This window comes from Acinetobacter sp. 197, assembly GCF_048148385.1.
Classification (GTDB): Bacteria; Pseudomonadota; Gammaproteobacteria; order Pseudomonadales; family Moraxellaceae; genus Acinetobacter; species Acinetobacter pecorum.
In genome coordinates this window covers 71,715-92,271 of record NZ_JAYWZK010000008.1, presented here as the reverse complement: position 1 = coordinate 92,271, position 20,557 = coordinate 71,715, and the positions used below count along the sequence as shown (strand labels likewise).

18 protein-coding genes are annotated in these 20,557 nt (G+C 44.1%); 11 read left to right on the top strand and 7 right to left on the bottom strand.

The genetic code is table 11. The features are described 5' to 3' along the window. Positions 1–87 precede the first annotated feature (87 nt). From VXQ11_RS09610 to VXQ11_RS09595, 4 genes are all read left to right on the top strand, one after another. Positions 88–1,218 carry an AI-2E family transporter gene (locus tag VXQ11_RS09610; protein ID WP_064094558.1) on the top strand — a complete coding sequence of 377 codons (1,131 nt, stop codon included), beginning with the start codon at positions 88–90 and terminating at the stop codon, positions 1,216–1,218. 122 nt (positions 1,219–1,340) lie between these two features. Continuing rightward, positions 1,341–1,883 (top strand): superoxide dismutase family protein, encoded by a 543-nt coding sequence (gene sodC, locus VXQ11_RS09605; RefSeq protein WP_064094559.1) that lies wholly within the window; start codon positions 1,341–1,343, stop codon positions 1,881–1,883. Between the two features lie 167 nt (positions 1,884–2,050). Further along, complete coding sequence (gene yccS / locus VXQ11_RS09600; RefSeq protein WP_064095165.1) at positions 2,051–4,195, top strand: YccS family putative transporter; 2,145 nt, start codon at positions 2,051–2,053, stop codon at positions 4,193–4,195. Positions 4,196–4,315: 120 nt separating this feature from the next. Then, entirely contained in the window at positions 4,316–4,618 is a 303-nt protein-coding gene (locus VXQ11_RS09595) for a DUF3817 domain-containing protein (protein ID WP_064094560.1), read from the top strand. 215 nt (positions 4,619–4,833) lie between these two features. On the opposite strand, the gene VXQ11_RS09590 is transcribed toward VXQ11_RS09595, so the two are convergent. From VXQ11_RS09590 to VXQ11_RS09580, 3 genes are all read right to left on the bottom strand, one after another. Beyond that, positions 4,834–6,063, bottom strand: a complete 1,230-nt coding sequence (locus tag VXQ11_RS09590) for an MFS transporter (protein ID WP_416705910.1) — start codon at positions 6,061–6,063, stop codon at positions 4,834–4,836. Positions 6,064–6,256: 193 nt separating this feature from the next. After that, positions 6,257–6,634 carry a hypothetical protein gene (locus VXQ11_RS09585; protein WP_064094562.1) on the bottom strand — a complete coding sequence of 126 codons (378 nt, stop codon included), beginning with the start codon at positions 6,632–6,634 and terminating at the stop codon, positions 6,257–6,259. A 141-nt stretch (positions 6,635–6,775) separates the two neighbouring features. Beyond that, complete coding sequence (locus VXQ11_RS09580; protein WP_416705909.1) at positions 6,776–8,185, bottom strand: FAD-binding oxidoreductase; 1,410 nt, start codon at positions 8,183–8,185, stop codon at positions 6,776–6,778. Between the two features lie 354 nt (positions 8,186–8,539). Here VXQ11_RS09580 and serA point away from each other — a divergent pair, with 354 nt between their 5' ends. Further along, entirely contained in the window at positions 8,540–9,772 is a 1,233-nt protein-coding gene (serA, locus tag VXQ11_RS09575) for a phosphoglycerate dehydrogenase (RefSeq protein ID WP_064094563.1), read from the top strand. 127 nt (positions 9,773–9,899) lie between these two features. Next, on the top strand, positions 9,900–10,766 hold the full coding sequence (locus VXQ11_RS09570) for an EamA family transporter (protein WP_416705908.1): 867 nt from the start codon (positions 9,900–9,902) through the stop codon (positions 10,764–10,766). Positions 10,767–10,821: 55 nt separating this feature from the next. Here the strand turns inward: VXQ11_RS09570 and VXQ11_RS09565 are convergent, their stop codons facing one another. Further along, positions 10,822–11,967, bottom strand: coding sequence for a hypothetical protein (locus VXQ11_RS09565; protein WP_416705907.1), 1,146 nt, complete (start codon positions 11,965–11,967; stop codon positions 10,822–10,824). Between the two features lie 311 nt (positions 11,968–12,278). Here VXQ11_RS09565 and VXQ11_RS09560 point away from each other — a divergent pair, with 311 nt between their 5' ends. Further along, positions 12,279–13,157, top strand: a complete 879-nt coding sequence (locus VXQ11_RS09560; protein ID WP_144723631.1) for an EamA family transporter — start codon at positions 12,279–12,281, stop codon at positions 13,155–13,157. Between the two features lie 140 nt (positions 13,158–13,297). Here VXQ11_RS09560 and VXQ11_RS09555 read toward each other — a convergent pair whose 3' ends face one another. From VXQ11_RS09555 to truB, 3 genes are all read right to left on the bottom strand, one after another. After that, positions 13,298–13,765: a hemerythrin domain-containing protein gene (locus VXQ11_RS09555; RefSeq protein ID WP_005248295.1), complete on the bottom strand. Its 468-nt coding sequence runs from the start codon at positions 13,763–13,765 to the stop codon at positions 13,298–13,300. Positions 13,766–13,899: 134 nt separating this feature from the next. After that, the gene (locus VXQ11_RS09550) at positions 13,900–14,664 is read right to left on the bottom strand and encodes a sulfite exporter TauE/SafE family protein (protein ID WP_313390847.1); all 765 of its coding nucleotides are present in this window, start codon (positions 14,662–14,664) and stop codon (positions 13,900–13,902) included. Positions 14,665–14,676: 12 nt separating this feature from the next. Then, complete coding sequence (gene truB / locus VXQ11_RS09545; protein ID WP_416705906.1) at positions 14,677–15,582, bottom strand: tRNA pseudouridine(55) synthase TruB; 906 nt, start codon at positions 15,580–15,582, stop codon at positions 14,677–14,679. Positions 15,583–15,763: 181 nt separating this feature from the next. Between truB and VXQ11_RS09540 the strand changes: the two genes are divergently transcribed. The 4 genes from VXQ11_RS09540 (at position 15,764) to VXQ11_RS09525 (ending at position 20,340) form a co-directional block, all read left to right on the top strand. Continuing rightward, the gene (locus VXQ11_RS09540; protein WP_416705905.1) at positions 15,764–16,792 is read left to right on the top strand and encodes a lipase secretion chaperone; all 1,029 of its coding nucleotides are present in this window, start codon (positions 15,764–15,766) and stop codon (positions 16,790–16,792) included. A gap of 390 nt (positions 16,793–17,182) precedes the next feature. Then, positions 17,183–18,193, top strand: a complete 1,011-nt coding sequence (locus tag VXQ11_RS09535) for an esterase/lipase family protein (protein WP_416705904.1) — start codon at positions 17,183–17,185, stop codon at positions 18,191–18,193. Between the two features lie 84 nt (positions 18,194–18,277). Then, positions 18,278–19,237 (top strand): esterase/lipase family protein, encoded by a 960-nt coding sequence (locus VXQ11_RS09530; RefSeq protein ID WP_416705903.1) that lies wholly within the window; start codon positions 18,278–18,280, stop codon positions 19,235–19,237. A gap of 134 nt (positions 19,238–19,371) precedes the next feature. Then, positions 19,372–20,340, top strand: coding sequence for an esterase/lipase family protein (locus tag VXQ11_RS09525; RefSeq protein ID WP_144723626.1), 969 nt, complete (start codon positions 19,372–19,374; stop codon positions 20,338–20,340). Positions 20,341–20,557 lie beyond the last annotated feature (217 nt).

Sequence of the window (20,557 nt, the reverse complement as noted above, 5' to 3'; positions counted from 1 at the left end):
CACGCTACTTGGCAATGCAGCATTTTCGATCGCTTTTTTTTCAGTTAATATGCCTGAACACGACCTAAAAATGAGTCATTAAATTCAGTGCAACAATACGCGCCTATATTACAAAAAGTCTTATTATTTGGATTGTTCTTTATCCTGATTTTTTTGAGTTTTCATATACTCAAGTATTTCATCATTCCTGTAGTTTGGGCGGCAATTATTGCCTATATGACTTGGCCCCTGTATCAATCAGTGTTACGTATGTGTGGCAATCGCCCGACACTGAGTGCGACCCTGATGATTCTGGCCGTGATTCTGGTATTCGGTCTTCCGTTTATTTTTGCTATTTTCATGTTGCAGCATGAAGGCCGTAACCTGTATATGGAATTGCAGCGACAGGTCTTTTCCGGTCATCTGAATGTACCTGATTTTATTCGTGGACTTCCGATTGTCGGCAAGGAGATCAGCCGGACCTTAAATGAAATCAATACCGATCCGCAGAGTATCGCGCTGTCGGTATCGACCTGGATTCAAGGTCATCTGAATTATGGCAAAGTGGTACTGAACGAAGTCAGCAAAAATATATTTAAATTATGTTTTGCCATACTTTCGCTGTTTTTCTTCTACCGTGATGGTCAGACCATTTTAAATCAGGTGCGTAAAGCCTTTGAAATGGTGGTCGGACCACGTGTGCATCATTATTTTTCTACTATCTCTGCCACTACCCGAGCGGTGGTCTATGGGGTCGGTTTAACTGCAATTGCCCAGGCTCTGCTGGCAGGTATGAGTTATTTTGTTGCAGGTGTTCCAAATCCGATGGTTTTAACCATTGTGACCTTTATTTTTGCCCTGATTCCTTTCGGTCCACCTCTTGCCTATAGTTCGGTCGCACTGTGGCTGTTTTCGCAAGGACAAACCATTGAAGCTATTGGAGTCATGGTTTGGGGTGTCTGTGTGGTCAGTACCGCCGATAACGTCATTCGTCCCCTGGTAATTTCTGGTGCAACGCAGATTCCTTTCCTGCTGATCATGTTTGGAGTGCTGGGCGGTATTGCCAGCTTCGGTCTGGTGGGGGTATTTATTGGCCCGGTGATTCTGGCTGTACTCCTGGCTATCTGGCGTGAATGGTTACATGAAAGTAATATAAATGAACCATTAATGATGCCTAAAGCGACCCTGGCACATGAGATTGATCCGGAAACAAAAGAGACACCACCCAAAGCACCTTGAAGCATATATTTAATCGACTTAAACAAAACAAAACATTTAAGTACTGATTTTATATAGAGCTTCTGGTCTTGCTCTGTTTAAATGATTTCACCAAACAGAATAAAGATCAGGATGCCAGAATCATGTCTTCATTGTTTAAAATTACGACACTTTGCGCATTAAGCGCAGCACTTTTTACCGGTTGTGCCTCAACCTCTCCATCAAACGAAGTGGTCAGAGCAGTGACTTTAAATGCAGTAACTGCTCAAGGTGTAGGCCAAGAGATTGGTACCGTATTACTCAGTGACAGCCCAGCTGGTCTGGTCATTCGCACCAACTTGAAACAGCTTCCTGCAGGTGAGCGCGGTTTCCATATTCATGAAAATGGATCATGTGCACCTGCAATGAAAGATGGCAAGATGGGTGCAGCACTGGCAGCAGGTAGCCATTACAATCCGAATCAGGCACCACATCACGGTACGCCAACAACCGGTCACTTAGGCGATTTACCAGCGTTGAAAGTTAAGACTGATGGAACTGCGCGTGTCACCCTGCTTGCACCACGCCTGAAACTGGCTGATGTTCAGGGTCGTGCCATTATGGTTCATGCTGGTGGGGACAACTATTCCGACACCCCATTACCATTAGGCGGCGGCGGTGAACGTATTGCCTGTGGTGTGATCTAAATACCCTCATGCCAATGACCAAATAGAGAAAACGGGCAATATGCTCGTTTTTTCATGGATTTTTCTTTTATTTTGGCGTCTAAATTGCATTCAGAACTTTGCGTTTTTACTTTCCGGATCCTGTCCCTGTGAATGCTGCCCGACCTGCGACTGCTACTTTTGTTAAAATTATAAAACCTGTCCTGCTGCCCTTTCAGTCCAGTGCGCTGATAACTTATTGCCTGCAGATCCTGCTGGTGTTTTTAGGTACTACTTTCGGTCTGAAATTTCTGGGTTATGAGTTTTTGATCGTTCCAGTAACTTTAGGAGCAATTGCCACGGCACTGACTGATTTTGATGACCGGCTAAGCCTGCGTTTGCGCAACCTGTTACTGGTCATCATTCTGTTTTTTAGTGTTAGCAGCATTCTGGAATTTCTTGCTCCACATAAATTCTGGTTTGCACTGTGGCTATCGCTATCGAGTGCGCTGTTTATTCTAATGGGTGCCTTAGGCCAACGTTATGCCACAATTTCATTTGGCACCATTTTACTGTCAATCTATACCATGTTCGGCTTGGGCGAATATCAGCACTGGTATGAACAGCCGCTTTATTTTGTCATTGGAGCACTATGGTACGGCCTGACGTCTATTCTATTTTTTCTGCTGCGTCCTACCTTGCAGGTTCAGGAAAATCTCGCACAAAGCTTGCAGCACATGTCGGATTTACTGCTGAGTAAAGCCAAACTGTTTGATCCGGACCAGCATCCGAATGTTGAAAACCTGCTCTATGAGTTGTCCCTTAAAAATACTTTAGTCATTCAGAGTTTTAACCGCAGCAAAGATTCGCTATTGACCCGACTCAAAGCATCGCGTGCCAATCGCAATACCATTTACTGGCTGAATCTGTATTTTCTGATGCAGGATATTCATGAACAGGCCACAGCCAATTATCTGCATTATGAACAGATCGAACAGCATTTTAGCCGCACTGACCTGATTTTCCGGATTCAAAAAAATATCCGCTTGCAAGCCCTTGCCTGTCAGCATCTGGCAGGCTGTGTGCTGCGCAATGAAAAATTTTATCTGTCTGCAGATGATGAACTGGCATTAAAACATTTACAGGAATCGATGCAGGACTGGATTGCCCAACACCCACAGAATATTGAAGTTAAAAATTTACAGCTTATTCTGGCCAATCTGCTGAGTGTACATGAGCAGTTACAACACCTGCATGATCAACAGGCACTGTATAAGCCACGCTATCAGCAGCATTTTGATGACCTGAGCCTGTTTGATGATGATATTCGCGATAGCACAGATCTCTGGCTGAAACTCAAACCACACTTGAGTCCGCAATCGGCACTCTTTCGGCATGCGGTGCGGATTGCCATTGTGTTTCTAGTCGGCTATGCCATTTCATTATTGCCCTTTGCGAAAAATGGCTACTGGATTTTACTGACCAGCCTGTTTGTCTGTCAGATCAGTTATTTTGCCACCAAAAGCCGGCTCAAATTGCGGACCCTAGGAACATTATTGGGGGTCATGCTGGGCGTTCCCATTCTGTATTTTGTGCCAAGTGTCGAAGGTCAGTTACTCCTGACAGTAATTTTTGGTGTCGGTTTTTTCTATCTACGTTCCAAAAAATATGCCATGGCCACTCTCATGGCGACCCTGATGGTACTCCTGATTTTTAACCTGAAAGGTGCCGGTTATGCCATTATTTTACCGCGTATTATTGATACCCTCATAGGCTGTCTGATTGCATGGATGGCAGTAAGCTGGATCTGGCCTGACTGGAATTTTCGTAATATTTCTAGCAATATTAAAAAATCATCGCTTGCTACACTGGACTATTTTGCTGCAGTGGTCGAACAATATCAAAACGGTAAAGATAACAGTATTGCTTACCGGACTGCACGGCGTCTGGCCCACAATGCACAGATTGATTTATCCAGCATGATTTCAAGCCTGAGCACCGAACCGAATCCAGATCCGCAACTGGTTAAAAGTGCCTTTCGCTATCTGGTCTATAGCCATAGCCAGCTCAGTTATATTGCAGCATTGGGGAGTCACCGTGAGCAGGTTACTGATACACAAATTCTGGATTTAATGCGTTGGTGCAAGCAAACCTTAACTGGGGTATTGCTGCAACAACAGCCTTTAGATACCTATGACATTGATCATAAACTGGCAGAAATTCAACGCTTAAGTACACAGGAAAACCTCTCAGCACATCTGCTTTTGGTGCTGAAACAGATCAGTTTATTGCTGGAAACCTTACCGGAATTACTAAAATTACGTCATGAATTACTAGGTGCCGAGATTAAATAACCAACTGCTTTACTTGGTTATAACTTATTAAAAATATTGAATATATCTTTATTATTAAGATTCAATATTCAGGTGATATTCGGTACACTCAAAACTAATTTGGTTAAATCAATATGTATTATGAACATCAAAACTTTGCGTCTGGTCGGTTTGCTTGAAGGGATTTCATTCCTGCTGCTGTTATTTATCGCGATGCCAGTGAAATATATGATGGATAATCCGATTCTGGTCAAATATGTCGGTATGGGGCATGGGGTACTGTTTGTGCTATTTCTGGTGGTTTTATTCGCGGTATGTGAAAAACAGAAATGGTCTCTCAGCATGTTTGTGATGGGTTTAATCGCTTCGATTCTGCCTTTCGGTCCATTCCTATTTGATATGAAACTGAAGAAGCTAGAGCTACCGGTAGCGGAAGAAGCTTGATTGCTCCCTTTCTCTAACTCTCTCCCACAGGGAGAGAGGACCTTCAATATCTATCTATTCTTCATTATTAATTCTAAAAACCATTAAATTTAATGAAAATTCCCTCTCCTAAGCAAGTTTTAAAGTACCGCTTTTAAAACGAAGCGCAAGTGAGGGCTAGGGAGAGGTAAATTTCTTAGAAAATAATCTTTAAGCAAAAAATAAATTTTAAAAAATCAAAACTCTCCACGCTCCTGTCTTTCCAGCATTAACTGTTTGAGTTGCATGCGTGGCAAAGTAAACCAGAGTGCAATCAGAATCAAAGAGGCAGCACAGTAGGCCCAGATATCGTAGGTTTCATATGCCATTCTTACTGCTTCAATGACCACAAAAAAGCTGAGCATCAGGATAATAGAAACCGTCGCGGCCACCGTGCCTTTGGACACTTCTGAAGACATCAGTGCAAAACGGTAAAGTACCGAAAAACTTACCCCCTCACCTAGACTGATACAAGTGGTGCCGATAATCAGACAATGAACAAAATACTCTGGAATCAATAAACCCAGCATCAATAAACCGGCACCCAACAGCATCAGTGGCAGACCCAATAATACGGTTTTACCCAGCGGCATTTTATCGATAATTTTCAGCAGAATCAGATTACCTGCAATCAGGCCGCCCAAGACTGGAAACTGTGCCAGACCATATTGCACACTACTGAATCCAAATTGCTCGACCAGAATCACCGGTGACAAGGCAATCCATAACATCAAAGGCAAACTTACCAAAGGCAAGGCTACAGTCATGATCACAAAGCGTTTATTTTTTAGAACCTGTTTAAAGTCATCCAGAATATAGCTGACCGGCTGTCTGGGAATACTGACGTTCAGGTTTGGCATTTTAGCTTTCAGGCCGAACCAGCTCAGAAATGAAAGAAATGCGATCCCGATAAAACCCCAATGCCAGGAGATGTGATCAATCATAAAGGCACCCAGCACTGGTCCTAGCAAGGGTGCCAGCAAAGACACATTGGCCATCAGTGCCATGACTTTGATGGCATCACGTTCTTCAAAGCTTTCCTGAATGGCGGCATAACCTACAGCGGTAATAAAGGACAGGCCAAAGCCCTGTAAAAAGCGCAGAAATAAGAAACTTTCGATATTGGGTGTTAATAAAATAGCCAGACAGCTGAGGGTAAAAAATGCCACACCACCAAGCAGTACCGTTTTACGTCCAAGACGATCGGACAAAGGTCCCAGAATCGCTGCGACAAATGCCCCACCCAACAGGAAAAAGGACATGGAGGATGGTGCCCATGAACTACTCACGCCAAAATCACGGGTAATCGCCAGCATGGCCGGCTGAATCAGGTCATTACAGATATAGACGGAGAATTCAAACAAGACCAGTGCCAGCGGGAACATGAGTGTGGCACGGGTCAGTTTTTGGATCTGGATATTTTGCATGGGAGTTTTTATTGTCAGTCTGCCGGATGAAGCAGAATGAGCTTTATCTAAAATAGAAAGCAGGAATTTTAGCAGATGAGATATTCAAACGCTCTGAATAAATATAATTGATCGTAGAGATAATCTTCCAAAACAAAAAAGCGCATCCTCTAGATACGCTTTTAACCAAAATCTGTCTAAAGATCAAACACTATTATGGACAGACCGCTTTCTGGAAAGTTTTGGTATTTGCCCCACGCATGCAACGATAGGACCTGTCAGTATTATCCAGCTTCCAGCTCCCGTTTTTACGGCTAAAATAGTAAATGGTCTGGACTGAACGCACTGAATCGTCCTTTAAACGGGTTTCAGTCACTTTGACCTGCCCAATGGTAGGTGTCTCCGCCTTATTGAAAAACTGGCGCAATTCAACCGTCGCCAGTTCCTTACGCAAATCCGGTCTCATTTTCAAAACCTGTTCCAAGGGCGTATCTGAAGAAGACTGTACTTTTGCAATGACCTGTTGCGTGGTGGTACAACCCGACCCCATCACACCGAAAGCTAAAGTTATGACTGCCAATATCCGTAACATATTGTTTAACCCCAAATTGTCATTATTATTCCAACACATCATGCCGAGCTTTTGAATCGAAGACTATTTAGACTCTGTAACTGTATTTACACAGCAATAAAAAAGCGCACCTTTCGATGCGCTTTTTTTAATTTCGAACAATTAAAGATCGAAAAGTTTACCCGGGTTCATGATGCCCTTTGGATCAAAGACTTTTTTCAGGGCTTTCATATATTCAATCTCTTCCGCAGAACGCGAATATTCAAGATATGGCTTCTTGGTCATACCTACACCATGTTCCGCAGAAATTGAACCGTCATATTTTTTCACGGTATCAAAGACATACTTGTTCACGACCTGACATTTGGCAAAGAATTCATCTTTGCTTAAGTTTTCAGGTTTCAGGATATTCAAGTGCAGGTTACCGTCACCAATATGACCGAACCAGCAGATTTCAAAATCAGGATAGTTCTCGCTTACAATCGCATCGATTTCTTTAATGAATGCAGGAACGTGCGTGATCAGAACTGAAATGTCATTTTTATATGGAATAAATGGCGCAATAGATTCTGAAATATCTTCGCGTAAACGCCATAAGCTTTCTACCTGATCAAGGCTTTGGCTCATCACGCCGTCCAGTACCCAGCCCTGTTCCATACAGTGCTCGAAGATTTCCATCGCCTTGTCCATAATCGGCTCAAACGGCGCTTCAAACTCAAGCAACACGTAGAATGGACATTCGGTTTCAAATGGGCGCTGTACATGACCATTGGCCAATACTTTTTGCATTGCCAGTTCACCAAAGAACTCAAACGCAGTTAAATCAATTTCCGCCTGGAAGGCATGCAATAACGGCATGATTGCATCAAAATCAGGTACACCCAGAACCATCACTTGCAGGTCTTGTGGTTGACGCTCTAATTTAATTTCAGCTTCAGTTACTAGACCCAGCGTGCCTTCACCACCGATGAATAAGTGTTGAAGTGCGTAACCGGTTGCATTCTTGATCATGCCCTTGTTCAAGCGAAGGATGTCACCTTTACCGGTTACCACAGTCAGGCCGAGTACCCAGTTACGGGTCATGCCGTATTTAATTACTTTAATGCCGCCAGCATTGGTCCCGATATTTCCGCCGATTTGTGATGAACCTGCTGAAGCAAAGTCAACAGGATAGTACATGCCCTGTTCTTCAGCATAGTTCTGCAACTGTTCAGTCACCACACCTGCCTGCACGCGTACCATACGGTCTGCCGGGAAGAATTCCAGAATCTGGTTCATCTTGTCCATGCTCACCACGATCTCGCCGTTGGCTGCAACTGCACCTGCGGAAAGACCGGTACGGCCACCCGATGGTGTCACTGCAACATTGAACTGGTTGGCCAGTTTTACGATGTCCTGGACCTGTTCCGTTGAGGATGGAAAAACAACGACTGACGGGTTTGGATCAAAGTGCTTGGTATGATCGCGACCCCAATTCTGGAGGCTATCCGTATCGGTTTTAATACGGTTTTCACCCACAATTGCAGTCAATTGGGTCAATAACTCAGGGGTTAAAGCGACTGGAGCATTCATCGTTTGCAGACCTAGCATGATTTAAACAAGAAAGACTTCGCTGGTTCATTTGCACATTTTTTATGCATAAAAACATGGATACAAATCAGGCGAAACATGCTGATTAAAGCACCAAAAATGGGAGCTTAAACAGCATGGCGCAATATTATAAGCTATTTTTTGGCGTTTCCCTGAAAAAATGACAATTTTGATAATATACCTTTGAAAATGATGGTTTAATTCAACCAGTTCTATCATTTTCACTACTATCACTTGCAAAAATAGCTGATATTGTAGCCATCAAGGAAATGTATAACCGCCCCATTCCTGTGCTATCATACCGCGACTAAATTTGGCCTTTGTAGCGGAGCCGTAATGAGCCAACATCTTTCTCTACCTAAAGATAAAATCCGTTTTCTATTGCTAGAAGGCGTTCACCAGAACGCAATCGATACATTGAATGCAGCTGGATATACCAACATCGACTATCGCAAAACAGCGCTCGAAGGCGAAGCACTGAAAGAAGCGATTAAAGATGCACACTTTGTCGGTATTCGTTCCCGTACTCAATTGACTGAAGAAGTATTTGAAGCCGCGAACAAACTGATTGCAGTAGGTTGTTTCTGTATCGGTACCAATCAGGTCAATCTTGATGCTGCAATGCGTCGCGGTATTCCGGTATTTAATGCACCATATTCAAATACACGTTCAGTTGCTGAACTGGTATTGGCAGAAACTATTCTTCTTCTGCGCCGTGTACCTGAAAAATCAACAGATACACATGCAGGTGGCTGGAACAAATCGGCTGTCGGTTCATTCGAAACACGTGGTAAAACTTTAGGTATCGTAGGTTACGGTTCAATCGGTTCACAACTTTCTGTACTGGCTGAAAGTCTGGGCATGAAAGTAATCTATTATGATGCGGTGACCAAATTACCTTTAGGTAATGCACGTCAAGTCGGTTCTATGGGCGAATTACTTGCCAATGCAGACGTGGTTACTCTACACGTTCCGGATCTGCCATCTACCCGTAATTTCTTTGGAAAAGAACAGTTTGCGCAAATGAAAGAAGGTTCAATCTTCCTGAATGCAGCACGTGGTACATGTGTCGTGATTGAAGATCTGGCAGATGCGATCAAGTCTGGACACATTGCGGGTGCGGCCGTAGATGTATTCCCGAAAGAGCCGAAAGCAAATGGTGAAGAATTCGTTTCTCCACTACGTAACCTGCCAAACGTGATTCTGACTCCACACGTGGGGGGGTCTACCATGGAAGCTCAGGCGAACATCGGTCTGGAAGTGGCTGAAAAATTCGTTGCTTACTCTGACAAAGGTATGACCCTTTCTGCGGTGAACTTCCCGGAAATCGCGCTTCCATTGACTGAGGGCAAACACCGTCTTCTTCACATCCACAAAAACATTCCAGGCGTATTGTCCAAGATCAACAACCTGTTTGCCGAACACGGCATCAACATCTCTGGTCAGTCTCTGATGACTAAAGGCGATGTAGGTTACCTGGTCATGGATGTCGATGCGACTGCATCTCAGGAAGCACTGGAAACACTTCACAACGTTGAAGGCACAATTCGCGTACGCGTATTGTTCTAATTCAGATTTAAAAAAAGCCACAGTCTTCGGGCTGTGGCTTTTTTTATTGCTTCAAGGTTTTTAGGTTTAAACCTGATCCAGCGTTTGCTGTGCTCCCGCTCTTCGAGTCATCGAAACAAATTTAGTCATGCCAAATTTTAAAATTGCACCAGTGGTGCAAGCGCCGCTGATCTTGCTAATCGCCATGATCAGTATGCAAAGCAGTGGTTCCTTTGCCAAATATCTGTTCGGTCAGTTTCCCATTCTGACCGTTTCAGCCATGCGCCTGCTCCTCGGCGCATTGATTTTGGCATTGATTTTTAAAATATGGCAAATTAACTTCAAACAGGTGAAATGGTCAGCGATTATCAGCTATGGGCTAGCTCTGGCTGGTATGAATATGCTGTTCTATCTGGCGATTGATCGCCTGCCTCTCGGAATTGCAGTTTCTTTTGAATTTATTGGCCCCTTAAGTGTTGCCCTGTTCCACGCCCGACAAAAGTTTGACTTTGTCTGGGTTGGAATGGCAATTCTGGGACTGGTGCTGCTGTTTCCTTTTAATCAGGCTACGCAACAGCTTGATCCGATCGGAATTCTATTTGCCTTGGGTGCAGGTGCCTGCTGGGCACTGTATATCGTCGCTGGACAGAAGCCTTCTGGGGTTTCCGGCAATCATACGGTGTGTCTGGGCATGTTTTTCGGCATGCTGGTACTGATGCCAATTGCACTCTTTACAGGAATGCCAGCACATACTTTTGAACCGATGAGCTTGCTGTATTTTGTCGCTTTGGCTGTGCTGGCCAGTGCCCTGCCTTTTACGCTGGAAATGATTGCCCTGCGAAATTTAACTGCCTTGAGTTTTGGGACCTTGATGAGTCTGGAACCTGCAGTTGCAGCGCTTTCCGGTTTTGTATTCCTGGGTGAAACCTTATTATGGACCCAATGGCTGGCACTGGCCACCATTATTAGCGCTTCAATTGGCTGCACGGTCACGACTCAAAGACAAAAAACTTGAAGACAAATAAAGGCGCTAGAGCGCCTTTATTTAAGATAGCTGTATTAAAATGATTTTACCGTGGTGTAGCGTCTTTAATTGCCGTATTCAGTGCATTGGCTGCTGCAACATTGTAGCCATCACAAGCAGAAGCAAGCTGCTCATAACTGTATTCTGTCCATTTGATCATTAAAGAGCTTGCATCTTCTGCCTTTAATCTGTCCAAGGCAACCTGTCTTGATTGGGCAATATAATCGTCATGATCAATATGTTCCCCATGTTCCGAGAAGGCACTGTCATAAATTCCTCCCTGATATTCGATCGCACCGAAATATTTGTAATATTGCATGGCAGCATCTTTATATTCTGCTTTTTTATATTTCAAACCAGCCATGGTGCCATCTAGAATAGTTTTTGCCATTTCCTGGACAGAGGCTTGTGCCTGCCATTCAGCCAGAGTGGTATAGCGAGTTTTTTCTACCGGATTAAATTCAATATATTCTTCTTCAGGATGTTCCGCCAGAAGACGGAAACATTTAGATCCATTCGGGAACTTGCGGGCCTTCTGCAAATCAATAAAATTGGTCGCAAAGGCATTATAATACTTGCGGTCAGCTGTAGTGGCGCTATCACTGTTAAACAAGGTTCTGGTCTCAGTATCCTCATACATTTTCACCCCAGCAATATTGGTACGCTCAGTTAATGCTTTGCCTGACAGATCGTACCATGCTATGTGACGATGATTGCTGATGTTGTTCTCCGGTATCGTCACAGGACGGCTCTTGAATTGAGTCGTCGTATTTTCCAGTACTTTTTCCAGCTTGTAACCTAAGGCTGTACGGTTCTGATCTGCAGGGAATACACCTTTTTCTGTGACATAAGTCGGAAAGACCATGTCATCTTCAACATCATATTCAGTATCCACGGCACTGTTATCATCCGCATATAATATGCCGTCAGTAATTTTATTTTTATGACTGGCCAATAGAAGTTTTTTCGACTCCATCTCTGGGGCTTCAGCATTCGGCAGGTTGAACTGGTAGTTATAGAATTCCGAAACCGTGTCTGATGCGCCATCACCCGGAGTAGGATTATTCGGATTACTAGGATTGGTCGGAGCCGGTGGGCTAGGAGCTGGTGTATTATTATCAGAATTATCAGAGCCTCCACATGCTGCAAGCATACAGCTTAAAATGGCGCAGGAAAGTATTCTTAATTTCATTATTATCTACCTTATTATTTTCATTGTTATTTTAATGCCACCCCGAATCGGGATCTAAGACATTTTAATAAATATAAAAATAAGATCAAATTAAAAATTGATTAATTTGTAATCACACCTCAGCTCGCTTCAATTTTGAAAAGCTGATCCTCATGGATTTGATCAAGCCAAAAACCCGGATGGATTGAGTCCAGATATTACTGGACCCTGATAAAATATTGCTCTGCCCTACTCATCAAAAATTAACCATTTTGCTATAATCCCGCTTTCTTCCATGTCCTGATTACACCTTTCTGGTGTAAGTAACTCCCATGCCAAACGCCCAACTCCTTGCTGTGTTGTACATGGTTTTATCCATGACGTCGTACCAGATCAGTGCATCCTTCGCCAAGCAACTTTTTCTGGTCCTTGACCCTATCACAGTGACCATTTTAAGACTCTGTTTTGCAGCGATCATTGTCGGCGTGATGTTTCGTTCCTGGAAAATCATTCAGCGTTTGCCTTTTTTGAAATGGCGGGATTTACTCTGCTATAGCGCCGCTTTAGGCGTAATGAATATCCTGTTCTATATGTCGCTGGGCAAACTCCCCCAAGGGATTGCGGTAGGGCTAGAATTTATTGGTCCGCTCGGCTTGGCTCTTATTTCGATTCAAAACCGCAAAGATTATGTCTGGGTAATGCTGGCAATTCTGGGTATTGTACTGATGGTGCCCTGGGGACAGGCCAATAGCAGTAATTTCGACCTGCTCGGCGCCGCCTGTGCTTTAGGTGCGGGTTTATGCTGGGCATTGTATATTTTCTTTGGCCAACGTGTGGTGCAGCAAAATATCGGCATGCATGCACTGACTATTGCGATCAGTATTTCAGCCTTATGCCTGTTACCGATCGGACTGTATAACAATGCTCCTGCCTTGATAGACACCCAGTACTGGGGCAAGGCAATTAGCATTGCTGTACTGGCAACAGCCATTCCTTATGCTCTGGATTTAAAGGCACTTCAGCATTTGAATAAAACCAGCTATGGTACCTTGTCCAGCCTGTCTCCGGCTTTGGCCGCACTGGCCGGTTTTGTACTATTAGGCGAAAAAATTACGCTTCTTCAGACCGTGGCACTGATCTGTATCATGCTGGCATCAGTCGGCGTGACGGTACGTGCCGCCCGTCAAGGATCGGCAGAAAAGAATACCTAAAAGGCTTATTGGAATTTGAAAAACTAATTAAATATTCTATCCATTCTGTGTTTTTACTTGCTTTGAAAGAAAAATATAGAAGGCATAAAAAAGATGGTACTACTGCCATCTTTTTTATTTATTCGACTTGAATTTAAAGCTTAGCTTTGTACCAGCATATCTTTTTTCATGTCTTTATAACGCTGGTATTCATTCTGGTACTGCACTGCTAAAGCAGTCTTCTGCTTTTCATCCAGAATTTTACCGGCCTGCTGGAAGAAACCATGTTCCTCTTCTTTTAAGTGATGATGCACCTTTTCGGAAAGTTTTTTGGCCATGGCAATCCAGCCCGGATTACTCAATTCAGTTGCAGTTAATTCCTCGATCATTTCATCCATTTCATGATGTTCGGCCAAGGCATGGCGGGTAATATTCAGGCCCGAATCAGTCATCATCAAGGGAATATAAAAATAACGGTCTTCCGCAGCTTCATGGGCAAACAATTCATTTTTCAGTTGCTTGAACAGCTCGCGGCGTTCTGGTGTATCCCCGGAAGTCTGTAATAGTTTTTCTGCAAGATCACGCTGAATCTCATGACTCTCTCTTAATGCTTCAAAAATAGTCGTCATTCCGATATTTCTCCGATTGTTTTATTTTTCATATCATTGATTCTAGAAGATTTTCAGAACAGGTTCAGACGCAGTTTATACAGTGATTTGTTAAGAAATTTTAATATCGAGAATGATTTACATCGGGTTTATATCTAAAAAAACATCTGGTATGCCATCCGGCAAATCAGCAGACTGACCAGAATCAGGAATAAAATCCGGATAAAACCACTGCCATATTTAAATGCCAAACGCACCCCGACCAAGGAACCACAAATATTGGCTACCGCCATCATTGCCCCGACCATAAACAGCACATTGCCACTGGGAATAAAAAAGCTTAAGGCGGCCAGGTTGGTGGTGAAATTGGCAATTTTCGATAAGGCCGATGCATGCAGGAAGTCGACGCTTAAATAGCGAATAAAAAAGAAAATAAAGAAACTGCCGGTGCCCGGACCAAAGATACCATCATAAAAGCCTATCGCCAGACTGCCCAAAGCGGCCAGTATCAGCATTTTCCGATTCAGTTTTTGTTCGGTATGCACCTGGCCAAACTGTTTTTTCATTAAGGTATAGATTGCGATCACGATCAACATGACCAGCACAAAAGGCTTAAGGATCTCGACTGGAATTAGCGTAACACTGGCTGCACCAATAAAAGAACTGACAAAACTGCACAGTGCAATCACGCCCAAGAGCAACCAGGGCAGTTTTACCTGACGCAGATAGGAAAATGCCGCAGAAGCGGTGCCACAAATGGACGCGAGTTTATTGGTGCCAAAGACCGTAGCAGGCTGTAAATGCGGTAAAGTCCCCATAATTGCCGGGATCTGGATCAGACCACCACCGCCCACGGCAGCATCAATCGCCCCTGCAAAAAATGCAAAGACAACCAGACTGATGATGATCTCAATTTCCATATATTGACTCGATTAGAAGTTTAGGACGCGTTTAGGTACCAGACGTTTTTTGTCGGTGATTTCTGCCAGACCCAGACATTTCTCACCATCAAAAACCAGTACCTGTTCAGCTGCTTCATGTTCGATATTACTTTCCATGCCGCGGCTAAAATATTCTGCACGACCTTCGGGTATCTGCACTTTTGGAAAATGATCAACCGGTGCATAGGCCGGCAACAACAGTGCATCACGCTCTGCTTCGCTCAGGCTTTCCAGATATTCAATGGTATAACTCGGGATCAAATCAAAATGGCCGGTTTTGATGCGGTGCAGATAAGTCAGGTGGCCATAAGTTCCCAGCGCTTTGGCAATATCTTCCCCCAAAACCCGGATATAAGTCCCTTTAGAACAGGTAATGTCCAGCGTGATACTGTTCTCCGTAAAGGATAAAAGCTCAATCGCTAAAATGGTAATTGGACGTGCTTCACGTTCAATCTCGATACCTTTGCGCGCCAGTTCGTATAAAGGACGGCCTTCTTTTTTCAAGGCGGAATACATCGGCGGCACTTGCTGGATATCCCCGATAAACTGTGCCAGTGTATCCTGAATCAAGGCTTCCGAGAGTTCAGGAACTGATTTTTCCAGAAGTACCTCGCCTTCCACATCGCCTGTGGTGGTGCTATGTCCCAAAAATACGGTCGTCTGATAACGCTTGACCGAATCTAATAAATAATGCGAAAACTTGGTCGCCTCCCCCAAACACACAGGCAATAAACCGGATGCCAACGGATCCAGCGCACCGGTATGGCCGGCTTTTTGTGCACGATACAACCAGCGGACTTTTTGCAATGCAGCATTGGAGCTGATGCCCAAAGGCTTATTAAGCAGGAAGACACCACTAAGATGACGACGCTGAATTTTAGGAGATGATGCTTTCATGGCAAAAAATCAGACATTTTATAAATTGGCGCCATGGTAAAACCCTGCGAGAGGATTTACAACTTTTCTATAGTTTCTAATGATTTTTATGGCATATTGAGCCGGTTTGAACAACTCAACGCTTTTAAAAAGCTTAAACCTCTAAAAATAATGAAATAACGAGAAAATAGGTGCATAGGATATGCAGAAATATAAAATATGGATCATTCTGGCTTTGCTGGTGCTGTGCATACTCACACTGATCTTATGGCTGTCCCCAAAAGAAAATACCCAGGCGGATACAGGAACAGAAACACCTTTAACTGAAACTCAGGCAGAGCAAACCGCACTCTTGGTCAATGGTCCTGCCAATGCAGCTTTCCCCAGTGCCAGCCAGCAAGATACCGAAATTAATTGTCAGATGCAGTTAGATGCCAGCAATCGTCTGATTGTGAATGAACAGACCCGCAACTGTTTTGAATATTTTATTACCCAGTTTGGTGAAAAAAATCTGCAGCAGATCCAGCAGGATTTTAAAGCCTATATTCGCCAGAATCATAAAGAACCGGCACTCTCGCAAATTCTGGATTTATGGGATCGTTATATCCAGTACCGTCAGAGTTTGGGCCAACTCACTGCACCGGCCGGGCTGAATCAGGAAGATCCTGCCTATTATCGTAGCATCTATAACAGTACCCAGAATTTGCGCCAGCAATACTTTTCCAAGTATGAAATTGAGGGCTTGTTCGGCACAGAAGATGCCTATCATGAATATACCCTGGACCGGATGAGCGTACTGGCGGACAAAAGCTTGACTGAGATTGAAAAAGCCCAAAAGCTCAAAGCACTGTTTCAGCAACTCCCGCAGGACTGGCAGGAAAATCTGGAACAACTAAATAAACTGGAAGACCTGCGCAAACTCACCGCTGATATTAAAGCCCGTGGCGGTTCCCGTGATGAAATCCGGCAGATGCGGATAAATCTGGTCGGCCCTGAAGCAACACAACGACTAGAGCAACTGGATGTACAACGCAGCGACTGGAAAAACCGGGTGACGGGCTATTTAGATGAACGAGATCAGATTACTCAGTCCGGCATGTCCGATACAGCAAAAAAGCAAGCCATTGCCCAGCTGCGTAGCAAGCATTTCAATACACCGCAAGAACAGCTACGGGCAGAAACCTTTGAACAGGTCCATGATCAGGGGGCCAAGTTACCCTTCGCGGATTAAATCCAAAAGCCATCACCTGTTGATGGCTTTTTTATGACCTCAATATTTAAGACTTAATTGTTGTGCTAAAAACAACTCCTAAGAGTTGTTTCTAAATATTTCTTATTTACACAAAATAACCCGCACGAGCTTTTTGTATTTCAGCCACTTGTAATTTAAATACATGTGTAAATAAAACATATGCTTACAATGTAAAAACCTCCTGTCCTGCATGTCCTGAAATGACATGGTTTAAACGCTTTGAAATGAAAAAATACCCCTTTTAAAAAAGAAAATTTGCTCAGCCACTGAAGGTCGGAACTGTATTTTCATCCTCTGATTTTGTGGCTTGCAGCACTTTATACAAAGCAATGATTGCTTGAATAACGATAAAATTAAAAAGGGACAGTTATGCGTACTTTTAGTAAGACAGCACAGTTTATGACTGTAGCTTTAATAACAACGCTGGGATTAAGCTTTTCTGCACAGACTCAGGCCGCAGCGAGTGCAACACAAGTGATAGAAAAGAGCAGATCCGACTATGCCAAGACCAAATATCCGATCCTGATGGTGCATGGCTGGTTAGGCTGGTCACGTATTGGCACCGATAGTATCGGGCTGGATTACTGGTATCAGATTCTGCCAGATATGGCACGTAATGGCTCAACCGTGTTTGCGGCACAATTATCGCCGGCAAATACTACGATGCATCGCGGGGAACAACTGATCCATCAGGTTGAAGAGGTTCTGGCAATTACCGGCAAGCAAAAACTGAACTTGATTGGCCATTCCCATGGCGGACCAACAGTGCTGTATGTTGCAGCGACCCAGCCGCAGTATATTGCGTCTATCACTGGCGTTGCAGGAACCTACCATGGCTCCAAAGTGGCAGATGATATTCAGAATAATCGCCTGACCCGTACCGCCTTTAACATTTTAGGTGATTATATTATTGGTCCATTGATTGCACTGGGCCAGTTTAAACCTGAACTGGAAATTGATTTTGATGCTTCCATGAAATCCCTGACCCAGACCGGCTCAAATACTTTTAATGCCACCGTGGCGCAGCAGGTGGTCAAAGATGGTGTATTGGCCTCCACAGAAAACTGCAATAAAAATTTAAAGCAGAAAGACAGTAAAGGAATCCATTATTATTCATGGACAGGTGTAGCCCAAGCCACCAATGCCCTGGATATTGATACGATTCTGATGCAGCTCGGCCCTTTATCTTATGGCAGTAAAGACAATGATGGCATGGTGTCACGCTGTAGTGCGTTCATGGGCAAGGTCATTCATGACCAGTACAAACTCAATCATACGGACCTGGCCAACATGATGTTTGGTCTGAAGGGTATGTTTGCACCCGATCCGGTCGCCCTCTATCGCCAGCATGCCAACCGGCTCAAATTAGAAGGTTTATAATCCCAGAGTGCCTATATTTCAGCTGAGATATAGGCTTTTTTCTGATTATTTTTTATTTGACCTATCCGTGATCGGGAAGCTGCAATGAAAAAAATAATATCGTACTTAAGCTTTTTGCTATTGGTTTCCCTATTAACTGGCCCTGTGCAAGCCTCGGCATTACAACAATATAAAAGCAATTTTATTCTCTCAAGTTATGCCAGGACAAAATACCCGATGGTCTTTGTGCATGGTTTTGGTCTGGGTTTTAACCGGATTGGAACGGAGAGCATCGGTCTGGATTATTGGTATCAGATTCCCCAAGATCTGAGCCGGCATGGTGCACGGGTGTTTTCTGCCGAATTGTCTGCTGTTGCGTCCAATGAACAGCTCTTGATGCAAATTGATGAAGTACTGGCACTGACAGGCCATAAGAAAGTCAATCTGATTGGGCATAGCCAAGGTGGCCCAACGATTCAATATATCGAGGGCGTTGCACCGCATAAAGCCGCCTCTTTAACCGCCATTGCAGGCGCCATGCAAGGCACACCGGTTTTTGTCAATGCCAGCCAGACACCCCTCCTTGAACCCTTTATTCATGCCATCGGGACAATTCTGGGCCACAGCATGAATCTAGTTACAGGCAACCAGTATCCGGTCAGTACGATCGAGGCACTGCAAGCCATGAACCCAGAGGCGATTCAGGCTTTCAATAGAAAATATGGTTCCGTTGCTATTCCCCAAAACTGTCAGTCTCAAGGCAGCAAACTTACACCCAATGGAATTTACCACTATTCCTGGATGGGCAACCGGCAGGCAACCAATTCCTTGGATGCGATTGAATCTACAGTCGTGACGTTAGGTAGCAGTTTTCTGAAAGGAGAAGCCAATGATGGTGCTCTGCCGCTGTGTAGCGGACGCTATGGCCAGAGCATCCGTCAGGACTATGCCCATAACCATTTTGATGAAGTAAACCAGTTTTTTGGCATTTTGGGTCCTTTCGCGCAGGATCCGGTCGCACTGTATCGCCAACATGCCAACCGGCTCAAACTGCAAGGCTTATAAATCACTCATCTTTATGAATAGATCATCTCTATTAATTAAAAAAACTTAGGAAACTAAGTCCCTGCTACAGAGGGAAACTTTAGGCAACCGGATGAGGATCATCCCGTTAAAACAACAAAAGTGAGGAAAATATAATGAAATTCGGAATATTAATCACCGGCCTGCTACTGGCGGGTACATGTCTCAGCACCCAGGCATCCACCCAGGCCAGTCAGGTTACAGCAAAAGCCAGTTCACAATATGCCAAGACCCAATATCCGATTGTCTTTGCACATGGTATGGCGGGTTTCATCCGGATCGGTACTGACCAGTTTGGACTGGATTACTGGTATCAGATTTTACCGGATCTGGCGCGTAATGGCGGCAATGTCTGGGCAACCCGTGTCTCGCCTTTTAACTCATCGGAAATTCGTGGTGAGCAACTTTTAGAGCAAGTAAATGAAATTCTGGCCATTACCGGTGCAAAGAAAGTCAATCTGATCGGTCATTCGCATGGTGGCCCGACCATTCGTTATGTCGCAGGTGCGGGGAATGGAATAGTTGCTTCCCTGACTTCCGTCGGTGCTCCACATAAGGGCTCCCCGGTTGCAGACCTGATCCTGCAAGCAGAAGGCACACCGATACAAGGGCCTTTAGTCAGTGGCATTAACCTGGTGTCTAAAGCCATCACCTGGGCACAAGGGTTAGACCCGAACAGTTTCCCGCATGATTCTCTGGCTGGTGGTCGCAGCCTGACCCTGGCAGGATCTGCGCAATTCAATCAGAAATATCCACTGGGTATGCCGACTACCACCTGTGGTGAAGGTGCATATCAACAAAAAGGTATCTACAACTATTCATTCACAGGTGTAGGCCAAGTTACCAACCCGCTCGATCCTGATTCAGCACTCAAAGTTACAGCCCTGCTCATTGATGGCGGCAAGGAAAATGATGGTCTGGTCTCCCGCTGTAGTGCCAAATTCGGTAAAACCATTCGGGATAACTACAACTGGAACCACCTGGACGAAGTGAACCAGTTACTCGGGTTAAAAAATGTCTTTGCTCCAGACCCAGTCGATGTTTATCGCCAGCATGCCAACCGCTTAAAACTGCAAGGTTTATAGAGCTACACAAGCCTCTATTCATCCAGAGGCTTTTTCCATCTTATTTTTCGCTAAATTTTTTCTTAAAATTTACTTGTTAATCATGATTAAACTGCATATAAAATATTCATCAAATATAAAAAGAACTGTGAAATAAAATAAATGCAGATACCTTCTATAGAAATCAAAAACAGATTTAAAAGAACCTGCCCCTGTTGCAAACGAAAAGTGATTAATC